The following is a 16,583-nucleotide window of genomic DNA, read 5'->3' as shown; positions in this document are numbered from 1 at the left end:
TAAGCCATGACCTGCGGGATTAACCCGCAAGCCATGCAATCAAGCGATGATTCAGTTGTTCTTCATTCAAATGCGGGAATAGTGCAGCTTCAGTCACCATGTCATAGAGGCGTTCCAGTGGTTCGCGCGGATCTGCCTTTTTGGCTTTAGCATCATTTTTGAGCAACGTCCACACATCCAGAATATACGAACGAGACTCAATCTCTTTACCTTTGAAAAAGTGTTGCAACTGTTCTACTTCAGTCAGGAATTCCTGGCCAAATCGACCGGCAACATCCCCACGAAGCAGCGCAATCTCAACCTCATACATTGGACGCTGTGTCTTGGACTCTTTACCAATCCAAGGTGTCTCCAGAATAAATGGACGTCCTTGAAGCTTCTCATGGTTGACGATGCTGTTAATCGCTTCAAACCCGATCCAGCCAGAGCCAATTGGTGTATGACGGTCCTTGTGCGCACCCACAGCATTCTTACTATCATTAATATGCATTACGGCAATGCGGTCAAGTCCTACCGTACGATCGAATTGTTCCAGTACACCGTCAAAATCATTAACGATATCATATCCGGCATCATGAATGTGACATGTATCCATACACACAGTCAGGCGCTCGTTATATGTTACTTTCTCGATAATCTGAGCGATCTCTTCGAAACTGCGACCCATCTCCGTACCTTTGCCAGCCATGGTCTCCAGAGCGATGTTCACATCCGTGTCTTTCACACCCTCCAGCACTTCATTCAATCCTTCTGCGATCCGTCCGATCCCATAGTGGGCATCTTTGTCTGTAAATGCGCCGGGATGTAATACGATGTTCTTCACACCAATAGCATGTGTCCGACGAATCTCTTCCTGAAGGAAATCTACAGCCAGTCTAAACGTATTATCTTTGTATGAGCCAAGATTAACAATGTACGGTGCATGGACAACGATATCTTCCATTCCACCCTCTTGCATGGCAACCTTGCCTTCTTCAATATACATGGACTCAATTGGCTTGCGACGTGTATTCTGTGGTGCACCCGTATATATCATAAACGAACTGGAACCGTACGAGGACGCTTCCTTCGTTGCACTCAATAATCCCTTGTCCGAAAAGGACACGTGGGAGCCGATTTTCAGCATTATTGATCCCCCTTATTCTGAATTATCCCTTATTCTAACGCGATTATCGAAATAAATCTAGAAATGCGCTATAATTCGGGATAGAGCCTATTTTTGACAGCTAATATGTGGAACATGGGTAGACGGAATCCGTCTTTCCGTGAAAATCAATGAACCGAGGTGACTCCGCAATGATTTTCGACTCCTACGTGATAATACTGAACAGCTATTCCCCCAGCAATTGGTTTATGAATACGATCGCATTCTGGACTTTTTTATTGCTAGGCAGCATGTGTATCGGTGGATTTTTCATGATGCGCAAGTTTTTGAAAGTGCTACCAAAAGCAGACGGAAAGTCCAAACTGGATTGGCAGAATTATTGGGTTGAAGCCAGCCGTCACTTATGGACAGATGAAGCCAAAGCTTTTTTGGATCAACTAGTGGAGCCTGTGCCCGGGCCATTTCGTGACATCGCCAAACATTCCATTGCTGCAGAGATCGGTAAGATTGCAGTCGAAGACAATGCCACGGAAGTATCGAGAGATCATTGCATCAAAGGATACATTATTGCCACACCGAAGCGGGATAATAAGTTTTTGGTCAAATTTTTGGAGAAAAACAAAATCGATTATTCCCCTTATCAACATTTGATTAAATAAAATAAAAGATGAGTTAAGTGGCATATAGATTTGGTTAATTAGATACAGATATGCTCCGTCAGGTAAGTTTTTCCCAACAGGCATTGCTTACCGTACGGGGCTGTTTGTCGATCCAACGGTATGTATCAGCGCAGTGAAAATACAGAGAGGATGTTTGATATGAAAATTGCCATTTGTGGAGGTACCGGATTTGTAGGAGGAGCACTTGTAGATTACTGGTTGCAAGCCGGGCACCATGTGAAAGTTATTACACGAAAACTGCCTGACTTGCATAATCCAAGTAAAAATCTTACATATATATCGTGGGAACAAGTCGAAGAACAACCTCACTTGTTGGAAGGTATGGACGCTCTCGTTAACCTTGCCGGAGAAACGCTGAATCAACGATGGACAACCAAGGCGAAGCTGGAGATTGTTGAATCCAGAGTCACGACCGTAGCGCGGGTAGCCCGATTGGTAGAATCCCTGGAACAAAAGCCGGAAGTCGTCGTTCAGGCTTCTGCCATGGCCATCTATGGAACCTCTCCTAACGAAACCTTTGACGAGAGCAGTCCGCAAAAATCAATGAATTTCCCGTCCCGGGTCTCGGAACAATGGGAAGTTGCTGCAGATGCAATCAAAAATGTAAGACTCGTTAAAATCCGGGTAAGTCTGGTGCTTGGACATAAAAGAGGTGCTTTTCCATTGATGAAACTTCCTTATATGCTGGGTGTTGGTGGCAAGATCGGCAGTGGCAAGCAATGGACCAGCTGGATTCACATTATGGATATCGTAAGACTCATTGATTTTAGCATTCAAAATAAACAAGTGTCAGGTCCGGTCAATGCTTCCTCACCAAATCCTGTTACCAATGATGAATTCGGTCGTACGGTCGGTAAAGTGTATCATCGCCCTCACTGGTTCCCCGTACCCAGCTTCCTGATTAAAACCTTGGTTGGAGAACTATCCGTTGTCGTGCTTCAAGGGCAGAGAGTCATTCCGCAAAAAGCTCTCGACCACGGATTCCAGTTCACCTTCCCAACCTTAACCCAGGCACTGGAAGATCTGAAGCACCGCGGCTTATCTGACTGATTGAACTATGTCTTATCCAACCGACCGATAAGTGTAGACTGACTCCGCAAGTGTAAATGTATCTCCATCCGCCAATGGATACTCCTTATACGGAGCAAGAATATTGCCCTGAAGAATGGTTCCATTGACGGAACCCAGATCCTTAATCACATAGCCCGATTTGTTCCGGCTCAATTCCACATGAGCACGGGACACCCCGGTCGCTGTGTCCACCCACTGAACCATGTCTGCTGATCTTCCGATGACAAAAGATGCTCCTTGCACATCCATCCGTTCATGTTGGTCACTGCTTCCCGATCTTCGTTCAAGATAATAAGACGCCATCACCGGGCCTGCCCCTGTAACATTACTTCCACTCAGATTCTGCAAATTCACGGTTGCCTCTGCAACTGCATCCTGTCGAATTAGCTCTGAAGTTGAAGCTACCGTTTCCACATGGCGTTGAACGAACGGTGGTTCGGAGTGTTCAGATGCCATATGCAAATTTTGAAAACGGGAATGCTCGCTACCACCTTCTGAGGCAGATGCAACCGTTTGGTTTATGCTTTCCACTGGCCTTTCAGCTGCATTCCAGCGCCAACTCTCCTGAAATTGCTCCTCTTCATCATCCGTCTGCTTACCTTTGTTCTTACCTAAATTGAATGAAAAAGACCGCTTATTCTCTGAGGCATTATGAGGGCTTCCCTTACGCTTCCACGTCCATCCTGCTGCACCAAGCAAGCCAAGGCTGAGTACCATACACAGGATCATCTGCGTCTGTCCCGGTTGCTCCATGTAAATAAATCTCCATACCAATGCCATGGCAACCATACAGCCCAATATGATATAAGTTACTTTGGAAGATCCGGGCTTTTCCTCCACTTCCATATCAACATGCTCTAGCGAATCATACGAGTTACTTCCTTTCTTATCCATATCGTTTGAACTCTCTAATGGAACTTGCTCAGGTGAGCGCCTGCCTGGAAAGGTTCGAGATCTCACCGGAATGTCTTCAACCTCGAATTCACTTGTTTTCTGCGGCTGACGGAAATTTAGTTGCGGCCCCACAGGAGCATTTTGAACGGGAGCACCAAGTTGATATGGCCGAGAAGTACCAGTGGCTAGCCTGCTATCTCGCTCAGAAATCGACGAATGAAAATCACCTCTTGGATCATTGAGTGTTTCCGAAGTTCTGGACGAGAGAAATGCTGCGCCTCCTCCATTCTCTTGCTCGTCAGCGTATAATTCCAACAGAAGCTCTCGCAACTGTCTGATATCCCAGCGTTCGTTGTCACATAACTGCAGAACACGCTGAATACCTTCTCCCTGCAGTTCCTGTACATGTGCCATCAGCCTGATCACCAGCTCACGAAATTGCTGAGGCGTTGGATCAACTTCAACCGTATCCATGATTGGTACATATACCATCCCAAGCTCACCCTGTTCAAATGAACCGTTAATGAACAAGTACTCTTCCTGGATCAATAATTTACGGGGCTCCAACATATACTGTCGGCATTCCGTGAAGGCATCGGCTAGTTGGAACAACAAACCATACAGAACACGCAATTTGATTTTTCTTGACTTTAACATCTGGGACAACATCTTGTACCCTGATATGTCGTACTGCAAAGTTACATCTCGATCGACTTCCCGAATATGAACAGGAAGAAGTCGCGGAATCTGATTGGAGGACAACATCCCCATCTGTACACGGCTCAATTCCTCCATTCGTAACCCGTCTGCTTTCTCCAAAACCATGAACGCTCCGCCGTTACGAATAAAATCTCTCGTTAGTCCATACATGCCAATCCTCTCTTTCCATTGTTATTCTCAAATTTCTCGATTCCTTTTTTTAAGGGAAAAGTCCTGAGACAAGGACCGTGATAAATCCAGGTAACACCGCCAGCATAAACGGAAACTTCAATGTCTTCTCTTTGTTTACCAGCTTGAGCGAACCGAGCATAAAAAAACCTGCAAGACTACCTGCCATGCCTCGAATTCTCTTCGCTGAATCTTTACGGAATAGAAGTATCACTAGACCAATTGCGCCCGCGTACAAAACGGAGTAAATAATGACATGAATGCCAAAAGCAAGTCCCGTCCATGCGCCAATCCCACCAAACAATTTCACATCTCCTGCCCCTACGGCTCCAATCGCATACATCAGAAACAAAATGCCAAAACCTGCTGCAAATCCAGCGGCTGAAAACAAGAAACCATCCCAACCTCCCCATATGATATGGGCCAATACGCCAGCAACAGTCACGGGTAAAGTCAATCGATTTGGAATTTTCATTGAACGAATATCTGTAATAAAAGCTGCAATGACGTATATGCCACAGGCAATATAAAACCACTCCACCTCCATCATTCCCTTCCTTATTTTCTGGAGGCCACGGTAAACGTAGTCTCCGTCTTGGCACCGTCCCCTGTCTCGACAACAAAACTCCATGTTCCTTCTGTTGTCCGAGTACCAACAAACCAATTCCATTCAATAATTCCATTCTCATCTGCGGTGGCCCAGCCGATGTGCTTCGCAGAACTTTCACCTGACTTGTAAAATATCGTTAAGTTGGCTGTCGCTCCTGGTTCTACCTTCACCTTGATCGTTGCATTGTTGCCTATGTATGCCGGGTCAGGCTTCGACAATACCGTTGCTGAACCCGCAGTATCCCCGTCTCCTGCGCTGCCATCTGATCCTTCTCCGGTATCTCCAATCCATACCCGTTCTGCCGCAGCAGCCTGAATCCGAAGTGGTTTACTGAGAAAGGGGACTTTTATAGGCAATTCATAACTCAGTTCAAGTCGGAAGTATGGATTTGTTTTGTTTTTGAGATCTGGTATCGAAATACCATTCACATGAACACGTTCCATATTAAGCAGCGTTGGCTCGATAAAAGGTCGAAGCAGCGGTTTTACCGTGGGATCAAGTACGGTTTCCAAGACGGATGTTTTGATCTCCTGTAGTGGCTGTTCACCACTGGCCGCCGCTGAACGTACCCAATCACTTAAAGGCTCGGGTAGAGAAGAAGCATAACCTTCTGCCCATTCCGTCAGTGATAACTCTGGTATCTTCCAACCCCCTCCTGAACCTTCTCCGCCAGCAGAATCAGAAGGTGTGAATGCAAGGGAAACGGGATATATTTTCGTTGACAATTGCTTCACCGCTTCACCCGCCGTGCTCTGTAACGCTGTGGAGATTAGAGTCATTTGCACTATGAAGATGAGAAACATGATAAAGAATATAAAGACAGGTAACACCAGTGAAGCTTCCAGAACCATGCTACCCTGTTCCTTTTTTGGAGAACATATCTGCTTTTTGAGAGACTTCAAACGCTGCAATCTGATTATTCGTGTTAAACGAATCTGCTTTTGTGCGCTTTCTTTTTCATAATGTTGCTGCTTATCCATAATCCCTCCACCGAAACGATCCTGATCATTCAATAGGAATAATCCGCCTTCCGCTCAATGAAAAATCGTCCATCTTCAACTTGGTCCGCACTACCCATAACTGCACCTATGCTTCTAACCACCCCTGGTAAAAACCACAACTTGATGCTACTACGCATGTTACCCGAAGCATACGTCTGTTTCTCATCTGGATTCACACCGGTATTCAATCGAATTAGCGCCAGCATTCTGGACATTTTGCGTTCATTGTTGCTATGCATCAATAGGAACAATCGGAGATGGTCCCTGTACGTCAGTTTGACTTTGATATACTTGGACAATTTCACACTGCCCTCTTTTGCTAGTTTCACCATATCCGCGATGGCGTTTGTAATCCCATATAAGATTGCCGCCGATAAAACCAGAAGTGGATTCCCCAGCTTGCTGTGCTCAATTAACCCTTCTGCCGTCCGAATAGCCAGCCGCATACCAAATATCTCCGCATATGCCGCAGCGATGTTACCCGAAGGATTATGAAACCCGTAAACGATATACTCCAGTTCCTGATTCTCCAGTTTGAAAACATCACCAGCATCTCCACTACCTTCAGTCCAGGTAAATAACTGGCCAAAATCCATGGAGTTGAAATAGGCTAAAGCATATTCATTCTGAAACAATTCGTCGCCAAGACTGTCCATCAGACCGGACATTCCGCCAAACAAACTGTCCATCCCCTTCATGGCATCGCCACCAGAGTCATAGGGATCTCCAGCAATCTCTGCCTTTTTGGCTTCCTCACGACTAGCCTCGTTAAAAGAAATATTAGCGTTGTAATATTCCTCCAACTGTTTGAAAGCGTCCATGGACCCTGAACTTCCATTCTGAATCTGCGACAAGATTCGTTTGACTTCCTTCAATTTCCCTTTGGATTCTTTGTCATTCGCTTTGCGCTGGGCATCCGACCCACGACCACTCTCCAGCTGCTGTTTACTCTGTTGGATGAGATTGGCAGGACCGCTACGTACATAGGTGTCCATATATCGTTCCGTAACCTGACTTGCCTGTCTGACCGCCGGTTTAATCGGAACACCGCTCATGGCCGTGACACTGCGAAGCTGTGTATTCAATTCCATGTTGTCTCTTCTGACGTTAGAGAAGTCCGAATTCTGGGAAACAACCCGTGCCTTCAATTGATCAAATAGGCTATCTGCCCTCACAAGCTCCGAAGCAAGAGAACGTGTGCTTTTAGCTTCACTGCCTGATCCAGTAGATGCAGGACTCGTTCCAGGCAAACTCGAGTTGCCCACGTTGTCATAGCTCGCATTCTGCGAACGGTTCTCCCCCTCCGCGATCACACGTTTCATTTCCTCATTAACTTTGCGCGCTTCTTCGATTTTGGACTGTGCTTCCTCCAGCTTTGTTTGATGGGCCTGTAACGCGGGCTGTATGATCATGCTGATGCCTGTCACCACATTACCAACACCAGTCCGATAACGAGCCAGTTCCAATATGTATTGTTGCTCTCTGAATGGCAGTCCCTCATCCGCCTGTTTCTTGTTCAGATAATCTGCATAACGTGCCGCTGCCTCGGCAGCTGTCTCTGGTGTATCTTCCAGCATCTCTTCATAGATGGCCTGTGAAGGCGGGTCCATGATCAACTTTGGAAGATTCTTCAGTTTCTCCGCGGATTCTGTCTGATTGGCAATGGCTTCATCCAGTAATTCTTCACGTTTGTCATATAACTTCTGTAATTTTTTCAGCAAGTCTACCGTGTGCGCGGCTTCCTTCATCTCGTCTGATATCGGTTTGAACCGATTGATCACTTCAAGGGTAAAATCAACCGGAGCCCGATACTTCATATCCTCCTGAATCTGGCGATTAAATATATCGTATCTGCCCAGTTCACGCTCCATGCTCAGCGAAGTTGTATCCCACTGGATATCCAGAATGGGAAATCCATCTTTTACAGCTGAAGGCTTTACGCTATCATTCAACACTTTAGCCATAATTGCATCCCCACTGCTGTCCCCATACCCGAATAAACCATACTCCCGGAGTGATGTGTCATAGGCTGACATGACGGATCTCATTGCAGCATGTGTCATTCGTTCGGTCTGCACTTTGAATGCCGCTATACGAGCGTAATCAATAAATATAGCTACAAACATATAGACTCCAGCCAATATTAATATCAAAAAAAGGGTTACGGCCCCCGACTCACCGTCTTTTTTTCTAAACAGCTCCGCCCTCCTCCTTTTCTCACTTTTTGCTTTTGCCAAAATGCTGCACAACCAGTCCGGCTTCTGCCGCTGTACTGGTCGCCGCACCGCCTTTCCCTTTAAACTTGGCTGCATAATACCGGATTAAATCTACCGTTCGAATGAATTCAACCGGTTCAACCACTGCGGACGATCCTTGAGTGAGGACACGGTTACCTGAATCGAACAAAAAAGAAGGAAGAGGCAAAGATATTACTTGTTCCAGCTTGGTTGTTACTTTCCGCTGAATCAGAGAATTCTGATACTCAATCGTTCCTTTCATAGCTGAGGGCATATGTTGCACCGCTTGTGCTAATTTCTGTTCCGAGAGATTGCCACCTTCACCACCAGGTATAGAGACGCTAACCTGATTATCCGCTCCCGCCCAGCCAAACAGTGCTCCAAGCATACGATCATCCGTCAGTCTCCAGTACAGATTGTCATGTTCTCCAACACCATATTCACCCGTCATCGCCTGTTTGTGGCTGTTGTCCCAGCTATAGGCTGCACGTTCCGAAGCTGCATAAGCATGTTGATTCAAGAATGTCTTTTGATACATGTACATGGTGAAAAAAAGCAATAACACAAGAATAAACAGCACAACAGGGAAGATCAGGGAAGCTTCAACGGTGAAGCTCCCTTCTTCCTTTTTGAACTTGTTATTCGAAGAATTCATTACTTTTATTACTCACATTAGTTAACAGTCTCTCTACCAACGTCTTAATTTGGTTTTTAAAAATCAAAGCAATAATGATAATAACCCCGATAATCAGAATCAGTTCCAACGTGCCGAGTCCGTCCTCTTCTTTCCAAAATGCGCTTACCTTGTTTTTTAACACTTCCATCATCCCAATTCCTCCTACATATTCATCATCATAAAAGCAGGTGCCCCGATCATGACCACAATCGTAAAAAAGATCAGTACCATTGGAAACACCAGTTTGGAAGAAGCCTGTTCTCCCTTCGCCCGACTGACAGCCTTGCGTTTCTCCCACAACACATGTGACAGATCCCGCAGCGCCAATACAAAGTCACCTCCCCCACGTCGGAAATTCAGCAGCACTGTTGTCGTAAAAATCGTCACTTCCTGTACGCCGCAGCGACGGCTGAACTGTTCAAATGATTGTTGAAAAGAGTAACCATTATTCCAATCCCCCACCGTCTTTCTGAGTTCGTTGTACAACGGATGATTCCGTTCTCCCTGGCTTGTCACACAGTGAACGATGGCACGTTGCACGGTTTCCCCTGCGCCAACCAGCAGTACAATTCGGTTCAGTAGCTCAGGCAGTTCCATAAGAATATCCTGGTCTCTTCGCTGCACCTTTGTATTGAGGTCTTTGTAGAGCGCAAAAGGCAACGCTGCACCAAGCGCGAGCCCACCCACCATACCTCCGATGCCCATATCTCCAACGAGTGATAACAGGCAGCCCACCAGCAGCATGAGCCACGTGTAGGTCAACATCTCGGCGCAATACAGCATCGTTTTCTCTCCACTGTGCTGTATGCCGTACATTTTCAGAATGGCATGTTGCATTCGAAACATGAGCACTGGCAATCTGCGTCCAATCTCGAACTTGTCCAATATAAACAGGAAGGGACCATGCAATTTTTTCAGTCGTAATCCTTCCATATCCAGCTTGCGCAGATGCCGGTAGGTCTGCCCCCGGGTTCGATCCAGCACCAGCCATCCCGCTCCGAGCATCCCTGCGACTATAACGGGAAGCAGCATCGTTTCAGCTCCTTATACTTTGATATCCATAATGCGATTAATCCACAGATAACAGCAGGCGAGTACTACCAATGCTCCACTAGAGATGAGGTAACCCATCCCGCTATATAACGGCTCCATAAAGTCCTTGGCGGTCAGATTGAGGAATATCAGAAAAATAAATGGAGCGGCAAACATCACCTTTGATTCGAACTTTTTCTGCGATACCGCGACCATAATATCCTGCTGAATATCCAGCTTCTCACCAATCACCGCAGAGGTACGACGCACAACCTCAACCAGATCCCCGCCAGTCCGTTTGCACGTAATGAACACATCTGCAAAGTTCGTAATATCTTCAATCTGCGCCCGATCCGAAAAATCCTGTAGTGCCTCTTCAATTGGTTGTCCATACTCCATCCGTGTCCGCAATATCGTGAACTCACGAATCAGATCGGTATCCGCTTCCGGGTTCAACATCCGCAGATCCTCTACGGATTCCTTGAATCCATTTTCCACCGATTTTCCTGAGGCAAGTGCCGAAGATAATGCATATAATGCTTGCTTAAAATGTAAACTGAGTGTCATTCTTTTTCGTTCCAACAGCACTTTAGTCCAATGTTTTGGTACCCATATGCAACCCGCAGCTAGGATCGCTCCAGCCAACCAGTGATGGTAGAACAGAATTCCGATGCCAAAAAACAGCAGACCGCTAATCAGCATACAGACCATTCGTTGTCTCCGGGAAAGCGTATATACGGTGTAATCCGTCAACATCTGTCTGGCTTCACCCAACAGTAATCACCTTCCAATGGCTTTAATTCACGTTGTTATCTGATGAATCTAATTCAACACTATATTGTTCTATGTATTCATCCAGCCATTCCCCGAGCCCAGCCATCTGAATTTTATCCACCTGATTCAACTTTCCAACTTGCACTAACCCGCCAATAATTTTGCCTTCACGCTCTTCTTGTTCCTGGAAACGAAACAGTGGATTCAGCATAACCTCACCGTCCTGCATGCCAATCACTTCACTAATCTCTGTCACCCGCCGTGAACGATCTCGTAGCCGGGACAGATGTACAAAAATATCGATTGCTGAACTAATCTGCTGCCTTACAACCGCAATAGGAAGATCGGCACCGCTAAGCACCATCGTTTCGAGTCTGCTAATCATGTCCGAGATGGTATTCGCGTGCCCTGTAGACAAAGATCCATCATGGCCAGTGTTCATGGCCTGTAACATATCCAGCGCTTCTGCGCCCCTGACTTCCCCAATCACAATCCGGTTCGGACGCATCCGTAAGGAAGATTTGATCAGATCCCGAATAGATATCTGTCCCTTGCCTTCGGTGTTTGCATTCCGCGTTTCCAGTGATACCAGATTTGGTACCGTAACTATCTGTAGCTCAGCCGAATCCTCAATGGTAATAATCCGTTCATCGGCAGGGATAAACTGGGATAATGCATTCAGAAAGGTCGTTTTTCCCGATCCGGTCCCGCCTCCAATGAAGATGTTGTATTTGCTCCTTACCAACTGCTGCAATAATTCTGCCGCTTCTTCATGCAGGGCTCCCTTTTCAATCAGATCGGACATCTTCATCGGTTCACTGGGAAATTTACGAATCGTCATCGTGGGGCCTTTCAAGGCAATAGGAGGCAACACGATATTGACCCGCGAACCATCCTTTAAACGGGCATCTACGATTGGAGAAGACTCATTCACAATCCGGTTTACCCCGGACACAATCATCTGGATGATATCCTCGAGCCGTTCCCTTGACTCAAATTCAAGGGTGATCTGGCTGACTTCACCTTCCTGCTCCACAAAAATCTCCTTGTGACTATTGATCATAATTTCCGTAATATCGGGATGATCCACAAGTGGCTGCAAAATATCCAATCCACGAAAGGAGTCAAACAATCGCTGTACCAGCGTGTGACGCTCTCCTGAGGTCAGATCATCCAGCTTCGGGTCAGTAAGAACTTTGCGTTCTATTCCCTGCCACAGTTCATCATCTCCTGCGGAAGAGGTTAGATCGAGGCCAGCCCTGACTTCCCTTCGCATCATCTGAAACTGTTCTTCACGATCCAGTATTCTATTGGATGAATCCGTCATAACGCCCACCGATCCTGCTTCTGAATTCGTCCCGTCTGCTTCAATTCTTCTTCGCCATCTTGTACCAGCATGGCACATAATCTCTTCACTTCACGTTGGAAGATCGGAGAACTAAGCATGACTTCCTCCTGACTGAGTTGCTTCCAAGAAGGGATATAGGGTAACACTGCATCCAGATGCAGATCAGGGCGTGGAAGTGCATTGACGACATTGTCCCGATATTTGTTAACCACAAAGCGTGAACGATCCAACATACTTTCGTATAGATCTGGCTTCGTACGCTCAGCATGCTGTAACCATTGTCCCCATCGATGCATGGCAGATATATCATCCTCAACCAACCAGACAAATGCATCTGCTGCATCCAGCACCCCTTCACTGCGCCCATCCCAACCGGAATCCCCATCCAGAATCAACACGTCATACTGTCCACAATCCGTTAAATAACGAAGCAGATTCGACGTATCCTCACGAGTCATTTGCAACAGTTCTTTCCGATTTGATAATGGCCAGAACACATCGGATTTCAGCGCTTCATGCCGGACCACATATCCATCTACGCCCTTCGATTGTACCTGTAACTGCTTACCGGATTCCTTCCTGCCCACCTTCAGATCGTATAACAAGCGGGACAATCCCGTCTCCGCATCCGGGTGGCGCTGCCCACTTCTAGTTAGTCCCTTTTCCAGAAACGGGAGCGTGCTGTCCAGCGTCTCCAGATTAAGATAAAGAACAGCATATCCTGCAAGTCCCAATTGCTTCGCCATATGCAAGGCCACTGCCGTTTTGCCACTTCCACCAGAAGCGGATACTACACCGATGGAGAGAGTCTCTTGCCCTGGATGGTGAACCTTCTTACGGCGTGGCTGCCGGCAAGCATGCATCACAGCATCCAGCAAAGCAGGCAAGGGTTGATATTTCATCAGCCGCTTGGCCTCATCCACCTCCTCCATCCCTTCACTAAGCATTAGCCAAGGTACACCTGATACTTCTCCCCCGTTATTCAGCCAGTCATTCAGAAACTCCGGTTCCGCAATAACCAGATCCGGTAATTCTCGACCTTCTTGCTCTTTCATGTGATCCCTGAACGAATCCTCTTGGGAGAATGCCGTGAAACGCACATGAAGACCAGATGAATTTCCCTGTACATAATCAAGCCAAGCGCTAATGTAATCTCTATCCTTTGAAACCAGAGCAACCTTCAGTACAATCAATTTTTCCTTCCCTCCTTGTCAAAAAGCACAAAAAAGCACCGTCCAATAACCGCATGAATATGCAGTATATGGACGGTGCTTCCGTCACGTGCTATGAATGTATGGATAATATAGCATACAATTTCTGGGGGAGCAAGGGATTTATTCTAACCCTTTTTCCTTAAGAGTTGTACGGTGAATCGAACTCAATAATGTTACGGTCCGGATCAAGTACAAAAATCTGCGCGAATCCAGCTACACTGTCAGGTCTCGCTTCATACTCAATTCCCTGCTGCTCCAGCCAGGCTATAGTCTCTGAATAACTGGTGACCCAGATCGCAAAGTGACCGTCTGTAGTATCAATCCCAGCCTCACGTAACGTGTGACCCTCTGGGTGCTGAAGCAGATGAAGCTGCTGGCTGCCGATAGCGTACCATGTACCCGTGGAGCGGAAGGCTGGACGTTCAATCTCCTGCATGCCCAGTAACCCCGAGTAGAACTTCTTCGCGATTTCCAGATCACGTACAGCCAGACTAACATGGTGGATGTGTGCATATTCAATCATCTTTTATATCCCCCTCTCTACTTCAATATGACTATACTATAACACCTTGAACCCTGACCATAATCTCCGCTAAACAGAAAAACACCCCTGATTCTAATCCGGTAAACCTCTCGGCTCACACAGATCTAGTTCAGAGGTGCCCTGCAAACGGGCATACAAGGATGCTCGCTTACCGCTTTAAATCATCTTCAGCACATTTGGCATAACCAAATTATTTTGCGCTATCCAATGCTTCTTGTGGAATCTTGATCTCTTCCACTTGATCGTGGTTAGAAAATGTACTGTTCATCTTCATGTCCATCGTCATTTTCTGTCCATTCTGTTCCATCTCCATGACCATGTTTACATCCGTACCTGCAGGCAGATAGGTTTCCTTGTTAATCATATATTTCATCTTCATGCTTGTAATATTCATTTGTTCAAGCATCGCTTGGGTCTGGGCATTCGATCCGTTTTGCTCCATCACGGCTTTGGCCAGTTCCTTTACGTTATCACCGGATACATTAGCGTTAATGACATAATTGTCGCCATCTTCTGTAACTTCGGTGTCTTCCTCAATCTTTTTGAACTGATCCAATTCACCTTCTGGATTCATGCTTGCTTTCATCTGCTCCACCAATTCTTTGGTTTGAGCTTCAGGAATTTTAACCCATTGTTCTCCCACTTGTGAATAGATCGTATCTGAAGTGATGTATTGTTTTACATTCTGCGCTTCCTGCCCAGACATTTCCATTTTCATCTCTTGGTAGATCATCATTGGATCTTTGATGATATCCATTTTGAGCGATGTTTTAACCTGTTGATCCTGTGACTGTTCACCAGCATCCAGTTTCAGATTCTGATCAATGTTTGCTTCAGTTGTGAAGCTTTTCATTTCTTTGGTTGCTGCATTCGTTTTGGTAATCAACTCATCCAGGGTAGGGATCTTTGTTTCCTGCTCCGCAGGTGTATTACCCTCGTTAGATGTTTCATTGTTGGTCGCTGGCGGCGTTGCCGTGTTGTCTGTGTCGTTTCCGCATGCTGCCAAGCTTACTGCTAATAATGCCCCGATAATTAATGTAGTCCACTTCTTCAAGTTGTTTTCCTCCCAAAATAGATATGATCTGTAGTCATTACCCAATTATTTCCGCTATTAATCATCAAATTTGGATACAATGTGTCGCACGAGACTTTTTCACAGAAATCGATCTTTGATCTCCGGTGTAGGCAACATACACGCTTCATCCTTGCCAAACCAGCGATAACGGTTGCGAGCAACCCAGTTATAGACTGCATTACGAATAAATTTCGGTATCATGATGAACACATATAACAACGGATAAGGAAACTTTAGACCCTTAGCCAATCGCAGTGCGGCGGTTGAACGTGTATAGTATTTTCCATTTTCAATCAGCACAAAGGTGTCCATACTATCTGTCGACAAATTGCCTTTCTTCATCAATTCCTTGGCTACATCCGATTGAAGCGATGCAAAATGATATTTTCCTTCCGGGTCACGCTTGATAATCCATTTGGTTAAGCCCTGGCAGAAGTGACAGACACCATCCACCAGTACGATCGGATGTCCCTGATGCACATCTGTTTGATTTGCTGTCATATTGGCTGCCTCCTATTGTTGCGGTTAGAGTAACTTACCCAATCTGGGCCTTCTTGTTCACTAATTCTAAATTTATTTCTAGAGGTAGTTCAAAAAGACTGAACACCGCTCTTTTTGAACACGCATAAATGGGAAATATAAAGAAAAAGAGCGCAGGCATTGTGCCCACGCTCGTATCTGTCCGACAATTATTCCGTAACTGCCTTTTCCATCCATTGGTCATCGATCATCTGTTGATGCAGGTCACTTGCCCACTGGTCCATACATTTGCAAATGAAATCTTTGCGACATACTGGACAAGGGGTTTTCTGCAGACGGCTGATATTGGTCATCTTCCATTCCGGTGAACGGGTGTAGAATACACGGCATTTTGTACCGTCTACCAAATTCATTTTGAATTCATACAATCCGTCTTCCTTGTTACCATAAGCTAATTCTAAATCTGCAATACGCGGTCTATAAGACATGGATATCACCTGTTTAATTCAAATTTGGTTCATGCAATGACACTACTCAGTACTAAGTTATATTAAAGAAAATTCAGATCAATGTCAACTCGCGCATGTCTACCCGCCAAACAGAATATCCAGAATCGTCCCTACCTGTCCCTGTTTTTTCCCTTTCAAGACATCCGGATCAAATACTTCAACATACCCGCAGGAAGCACAAGCCACGAACAGGTAGTGATTATGCTGTATATCAAACATCTTACTCAGGCCTGCTCCTGACATGGAAACTTCCTTAATGTTACAATCCGTGCCCCTGCATTTTGTACACACAAATCGCCGCTCGATCATCTCTTCAATACTCATCTTCGTTCCCCCTTTATGGAATGTGTAGCATGAAGTGAGAGTGCAATTATGTAAAATAGTACGCGATCTGGCATCTAATCTCCTGCATCATGTCCTTATATGATAATCAACACAAAACCCT

The 16,583-nt window shown here is 45.9% G+C and carries 18 protein-coding genes; 2 read left to right on the top strand and 16 right to left on the bottom strand.

Features of this window, described 5'->3' with window-relative positions; all coding sequences use genetic code 11:
• Positions 1-19: 19 nt before the first annotated feature.
• Entirely contained in the window at positions 20-1,126 is a 1,107-nt protein-coding gene (locus C161_RS07335; protein ID WP_036669096.1) for a deoxyribonuclease IV, read from the bottom strand.
• A 170-nt stretch (positions 1,127-1,296) separates the two neighbouring features.
• Here C161_RS07335 and C161_RS07330 point away from each other — a divergent pair, with 170 nt between their 5' ends.
• Entirely contained in the window at positions 1,297-1,764 is a 468-nt protein-coding gene (locus tag C161_RS07330; RefSeq protein ID WP_036669093.1) for a DUF2621 domain-containing protein, read from the top strand.
• Between the two features lie 159 nt (positions 1,765-1,923).
• Positions 1,924-2,835: a TIGR01777 family oxidoreductase gene (locus C161_RS07325; protein WP_036610794.1), complete on the top strand. Its 912-nt coding sequence runs from the start codon at positions 1,924-1,926 to the stop codon at positions 2,833-2,835.
• Between the two features lie 12 nt (positions 2,836-2,847).
• Here C161_RS07325 and C161_RS07320 read toward each other — a convergent pair whose 3' ends face one another.
• The 15 genes from C161_RS07320 to C161_RS07250 form a co-directional block, all read right to left on the bottom strand.
• A complete protein-coding gene (locus C161_RS07320; protein ID WP_036669091.1) occupies positions 2,848-4,620 on the bottom strand; it encodes a DUF6382 domain-containing protein in 1,773 nt (590 codons plus the stop codon).
• Between the two features lie 49 nt (positions 4,621-4,669).
• Entirely contained in the window at positions 4,670-5,185 is a 516-nt protein-coding gene (locus C161_RS07315) for an A24 family peptidase (protein WP_036669090.1), read from the bottom strand.
• Positions 5,186-5,196: 11 nt separating this feature from the next.
• Positions 5,197-6,228 (bottom strand): hypothetical protein, encoded by a 1,032-nt coding sequence (locus tag C161_RS07310; protein WP_051449638.1) that lies wholly within the window; start codon positions 6,226-6,228, stop codon positions 5,197-5,199.
• Positions 6,229-6,257: 29 nt separating this feature from the next.
• On the bottom strand, positions 6,258-8,486 hold the full coding sequence (locus C161_RS07305) for a hypothetical protein (RefSeq protein ID WP_235193756.1): 2,229 nt from the start codon (positions 8,484-8,486) through the stop codon (positions 6,258-6,260).
• The gene (locus C161_RS07300) at positions 8,467-9,141 is read right to left on the bottom strand and encodes a TadE/TadG family type IV pilus assembly protein (protein WP_036669088.1); all 675 of its coding nucleotides are present in this window, start codon (positions 9,139-9,141) and stop codon (positions 8,467-8,469) included. Before C161_RS07300 ends, C161_RS07305 begins: the two co-directional genes overlap by 20 nt.
• Positions 9,125-9,313 (bottom strand): Flp1 family type IVb pilin, encoded by a 189-nt coding sequence (locus C161_RS07295; protein WP_036669085.1) that lies wholly within the window; start codon positions 9,311-9,313, stop codon positions 9,125-9,127. The genes C161_RS07300 and C161_RS07295 overlap by 17 nt, the downstream gene beginning before the upstream one ends.
• 11 nt (positions 9,314-9,324) lie before the next feature.
• Positions 9,325-10,194 carry a type II secretion system F family protein gene (locus C161_RS07290; protein ID WP_051449624.1) on the bottom strand — a complete coding sequence of 290 codons (870 nt, stop codon included), beginning with the start codon at positions 10,192-10,194 and terminating at the stop codon, positions 9,325-9,327.
• A 12-nt stretch (positions 10,195-10,206) separates the two neighbouring features.
• On the bottom strand, positions 10,207-10,950 hold the full coding sequence (locus tag C161_RS07285) for a type II secretion system F family protein (protein ID WP_051449637.1): 744 nt from the start codon (positions 10,948-10,950) through the stop codon (positions 10,207-10,209).
• Positions 10,951-10,990: 40 nt separating this feature from the next.
• Positions 10,991-12,295 carry a CpaF family protein gene (locus C161_RS07280; protein ID WP_036669082.1) on the bottom strand — a complete coding sequence of 435 codons (1,305 nt, stop codon included), beginning with the start codon at positions 12,293-12,295 and terminating at the stop codon, positions 10,991-10,993.
• On the bottom strand, positions 12,292-13,509 hold the full coding sequence (locus tag C161_RS07275) for a nucleotide-binding protein (protein WP_051449623.1): 1,218 nt from the start codon (positions 13,507-13,509) through the stop codon (positions 12,292-12,294). Before C161_RS07275 ends, C161_RS07280 begins: the two co-directional genes overlap by 4 nt.
• A gap of 160 nt (positions 13,510-13,669) precedes the next feature.
• Entirely contained in the window at positions 13,670-14,053 is a 384-nt protein-coding gene (locus C161_RS07270) for a VOC family protein (RefSeq protein ID WP_036610809.1), read from the bottom strand.
• A gap of 211 nt (positions 14,054-14,264) precedes the next feature.
• On the bottom strand, positions 14,265-15,128 hold the full coding sequence (locus C161_RS07265) for a DUF6612 family protein (RefSeq protein WP_036669080.1): 864 nt from the start codon (positions 15,126-15,128) through the stop codon (positions 14,265-14,267).
• A gap of 99 nt (positions 15,129-15,227) precedes the next feature.
• Positions 15,228-15,650, bottom strand: coding sequence for a thiol-disulfide oxidoreductase DCC family protein (locus C161_RS07260; protein ID WP_036669079.1), 423 nt, complete (start codon positions 15,648-15,650; stop codon positions 15,228-15,230).
• Positions 15,651-15,838: 188 nt separating this feature from the next.
• On the bottom strand, positions 15,839-16,117 hold the full coding sequence (locus tag C161_RS07255; RefSeq protein ID WP_036610814.1) for a hypothetical protein: 279 nt from the start codon (positions 16,115-16,117) through the stop codon (positions 15,839-15,841).
• 99 nt (positions 16,118-16,216) lie between these two features.
• A complete protein-coding gene (locus C161_RS07250; protein WP_036610816.1) occupies positions 16,217-16,462 on the bottom strand; it encodes a zinc ribbon domain-containing protein in 246 nt (81 codons plus the stop codon).
• Positions 16,463-16,583 lie beyond the last annotated feature (121 nt).

Origin of the sequence: Paenibacillus sp. FSL R5-192 (genome assembly GCF_000517845.1) — a bacterium.
In the GTDB taxonomy this organism is placed as follows: domain Bacteria; phylum Bacillota; class Bacilli; order Paenibacillales; family Paenibacillaceae; genus Paenibacillus; species Paenibacillus amylolyticus.
Note: the sequence above shows the minus strand (reverse complement) of the source record. Positions and strands in the feature narration are given on the sequence as shown.

Coding starts and splice junctions, on each gene's coding strand:
- C161_RS07335 (WP_036669096.1), bottom strand. CDS start 1,126: ATGCTGAAAATCGGCTCCCACGTGTCCTTTTCGGACAAGGGATTATTG.
- C161_RS07250 (WP_036610816.1), bottom strand. CDS start 16,462: ATGAGTATTGAAGAGATGATCGAGCGGCGATTTGTGTGTACAAAATGC.
- C161_RS07315 (WP_036669090.1), bottom strand. CDS start 5,185: ATGGAGGTGGAGTGGTTTTATATTGCCTGTGGCATATACGTCATTGCA.
- C161_RS07260 (WP_036669079.1), bottom strand. CDS start 15,650: ATGACAGCAAATCAAACAGATGTGCATCAGGGACATCCGATCGTACTG.
- C161_RS07330 (WP_036669093.1), top strand. CDS start 1,297: ATGATTTTCGACTCCTACGTGATAATACTGAACAGCTATTCCCCCAGC.
- C161_RS07310 (WP_051449638.1), bottom strand. CDS start 6,228: ATGGATAAGCAGCAACATTATGAAAAAGAAAGCGCACAAAAGCAGATT.
- C161_RS07270 (WP_036610809.1), bottom strand. CDS start 14,053: ATGATTGAATATGCACACATCCACCATGTTAGTCTGGCTGTACGTGAT.
- C161_RS07325 (WP_036610794.1), top strand. CDS start 1,924: ATGAAAATTGCCATTTGTGGAGGTACCGGATTTGTAGGAGGAGCACTT.
- C161_RS07255 (WP_036610814.1), bottom strand. CDS start 16,117: ATGTCTTATAGACCGCGTATTGCAGATTTAGAATTAGCTTATGGTAAC.
- C161_RS07280 (WP_036669082.1), bottom strand. CDS start 12,295: ATGACGGATTCATCCAATAGAATACTGGATCGTGAAGAACAGTTTCAG.
- C161_RS07300 (WP_036669088.1), bottom strand. CDS start 9,141: ATGAATTCTTCGAATAACAAGTTCAAAAAGGAAGAAGGGAGCTTCACC.
- C161_RS07290 (WP_051449624.1), bottom strand. CDS start 10,194: ATGCTGCTTCCCGTTATAGTCGCAGGGATGCTCGGAGCGGGATGGCTG.
- C161_RS07285 (WP_051449637.1), bottom strand. CDS start 10,950: ATGTTGACGGATTACACCGTATATACGCTTTCCCGGAGACAACGAATG.
- C161_RS07295 (WP_036669085.1), bottom strand. CDS start 9,313: ATGATGGAAGTGTTAAAAAACAAGGTAAGCGCATTTTGGAAAGAAGAG.
- C161_RS07320 (WP_036669091.1), bottom strand. CDS start 4,620: ATGTATGGACTAACGAGAGATTTTATTCGTAACGGCGGAGCGTTCATG.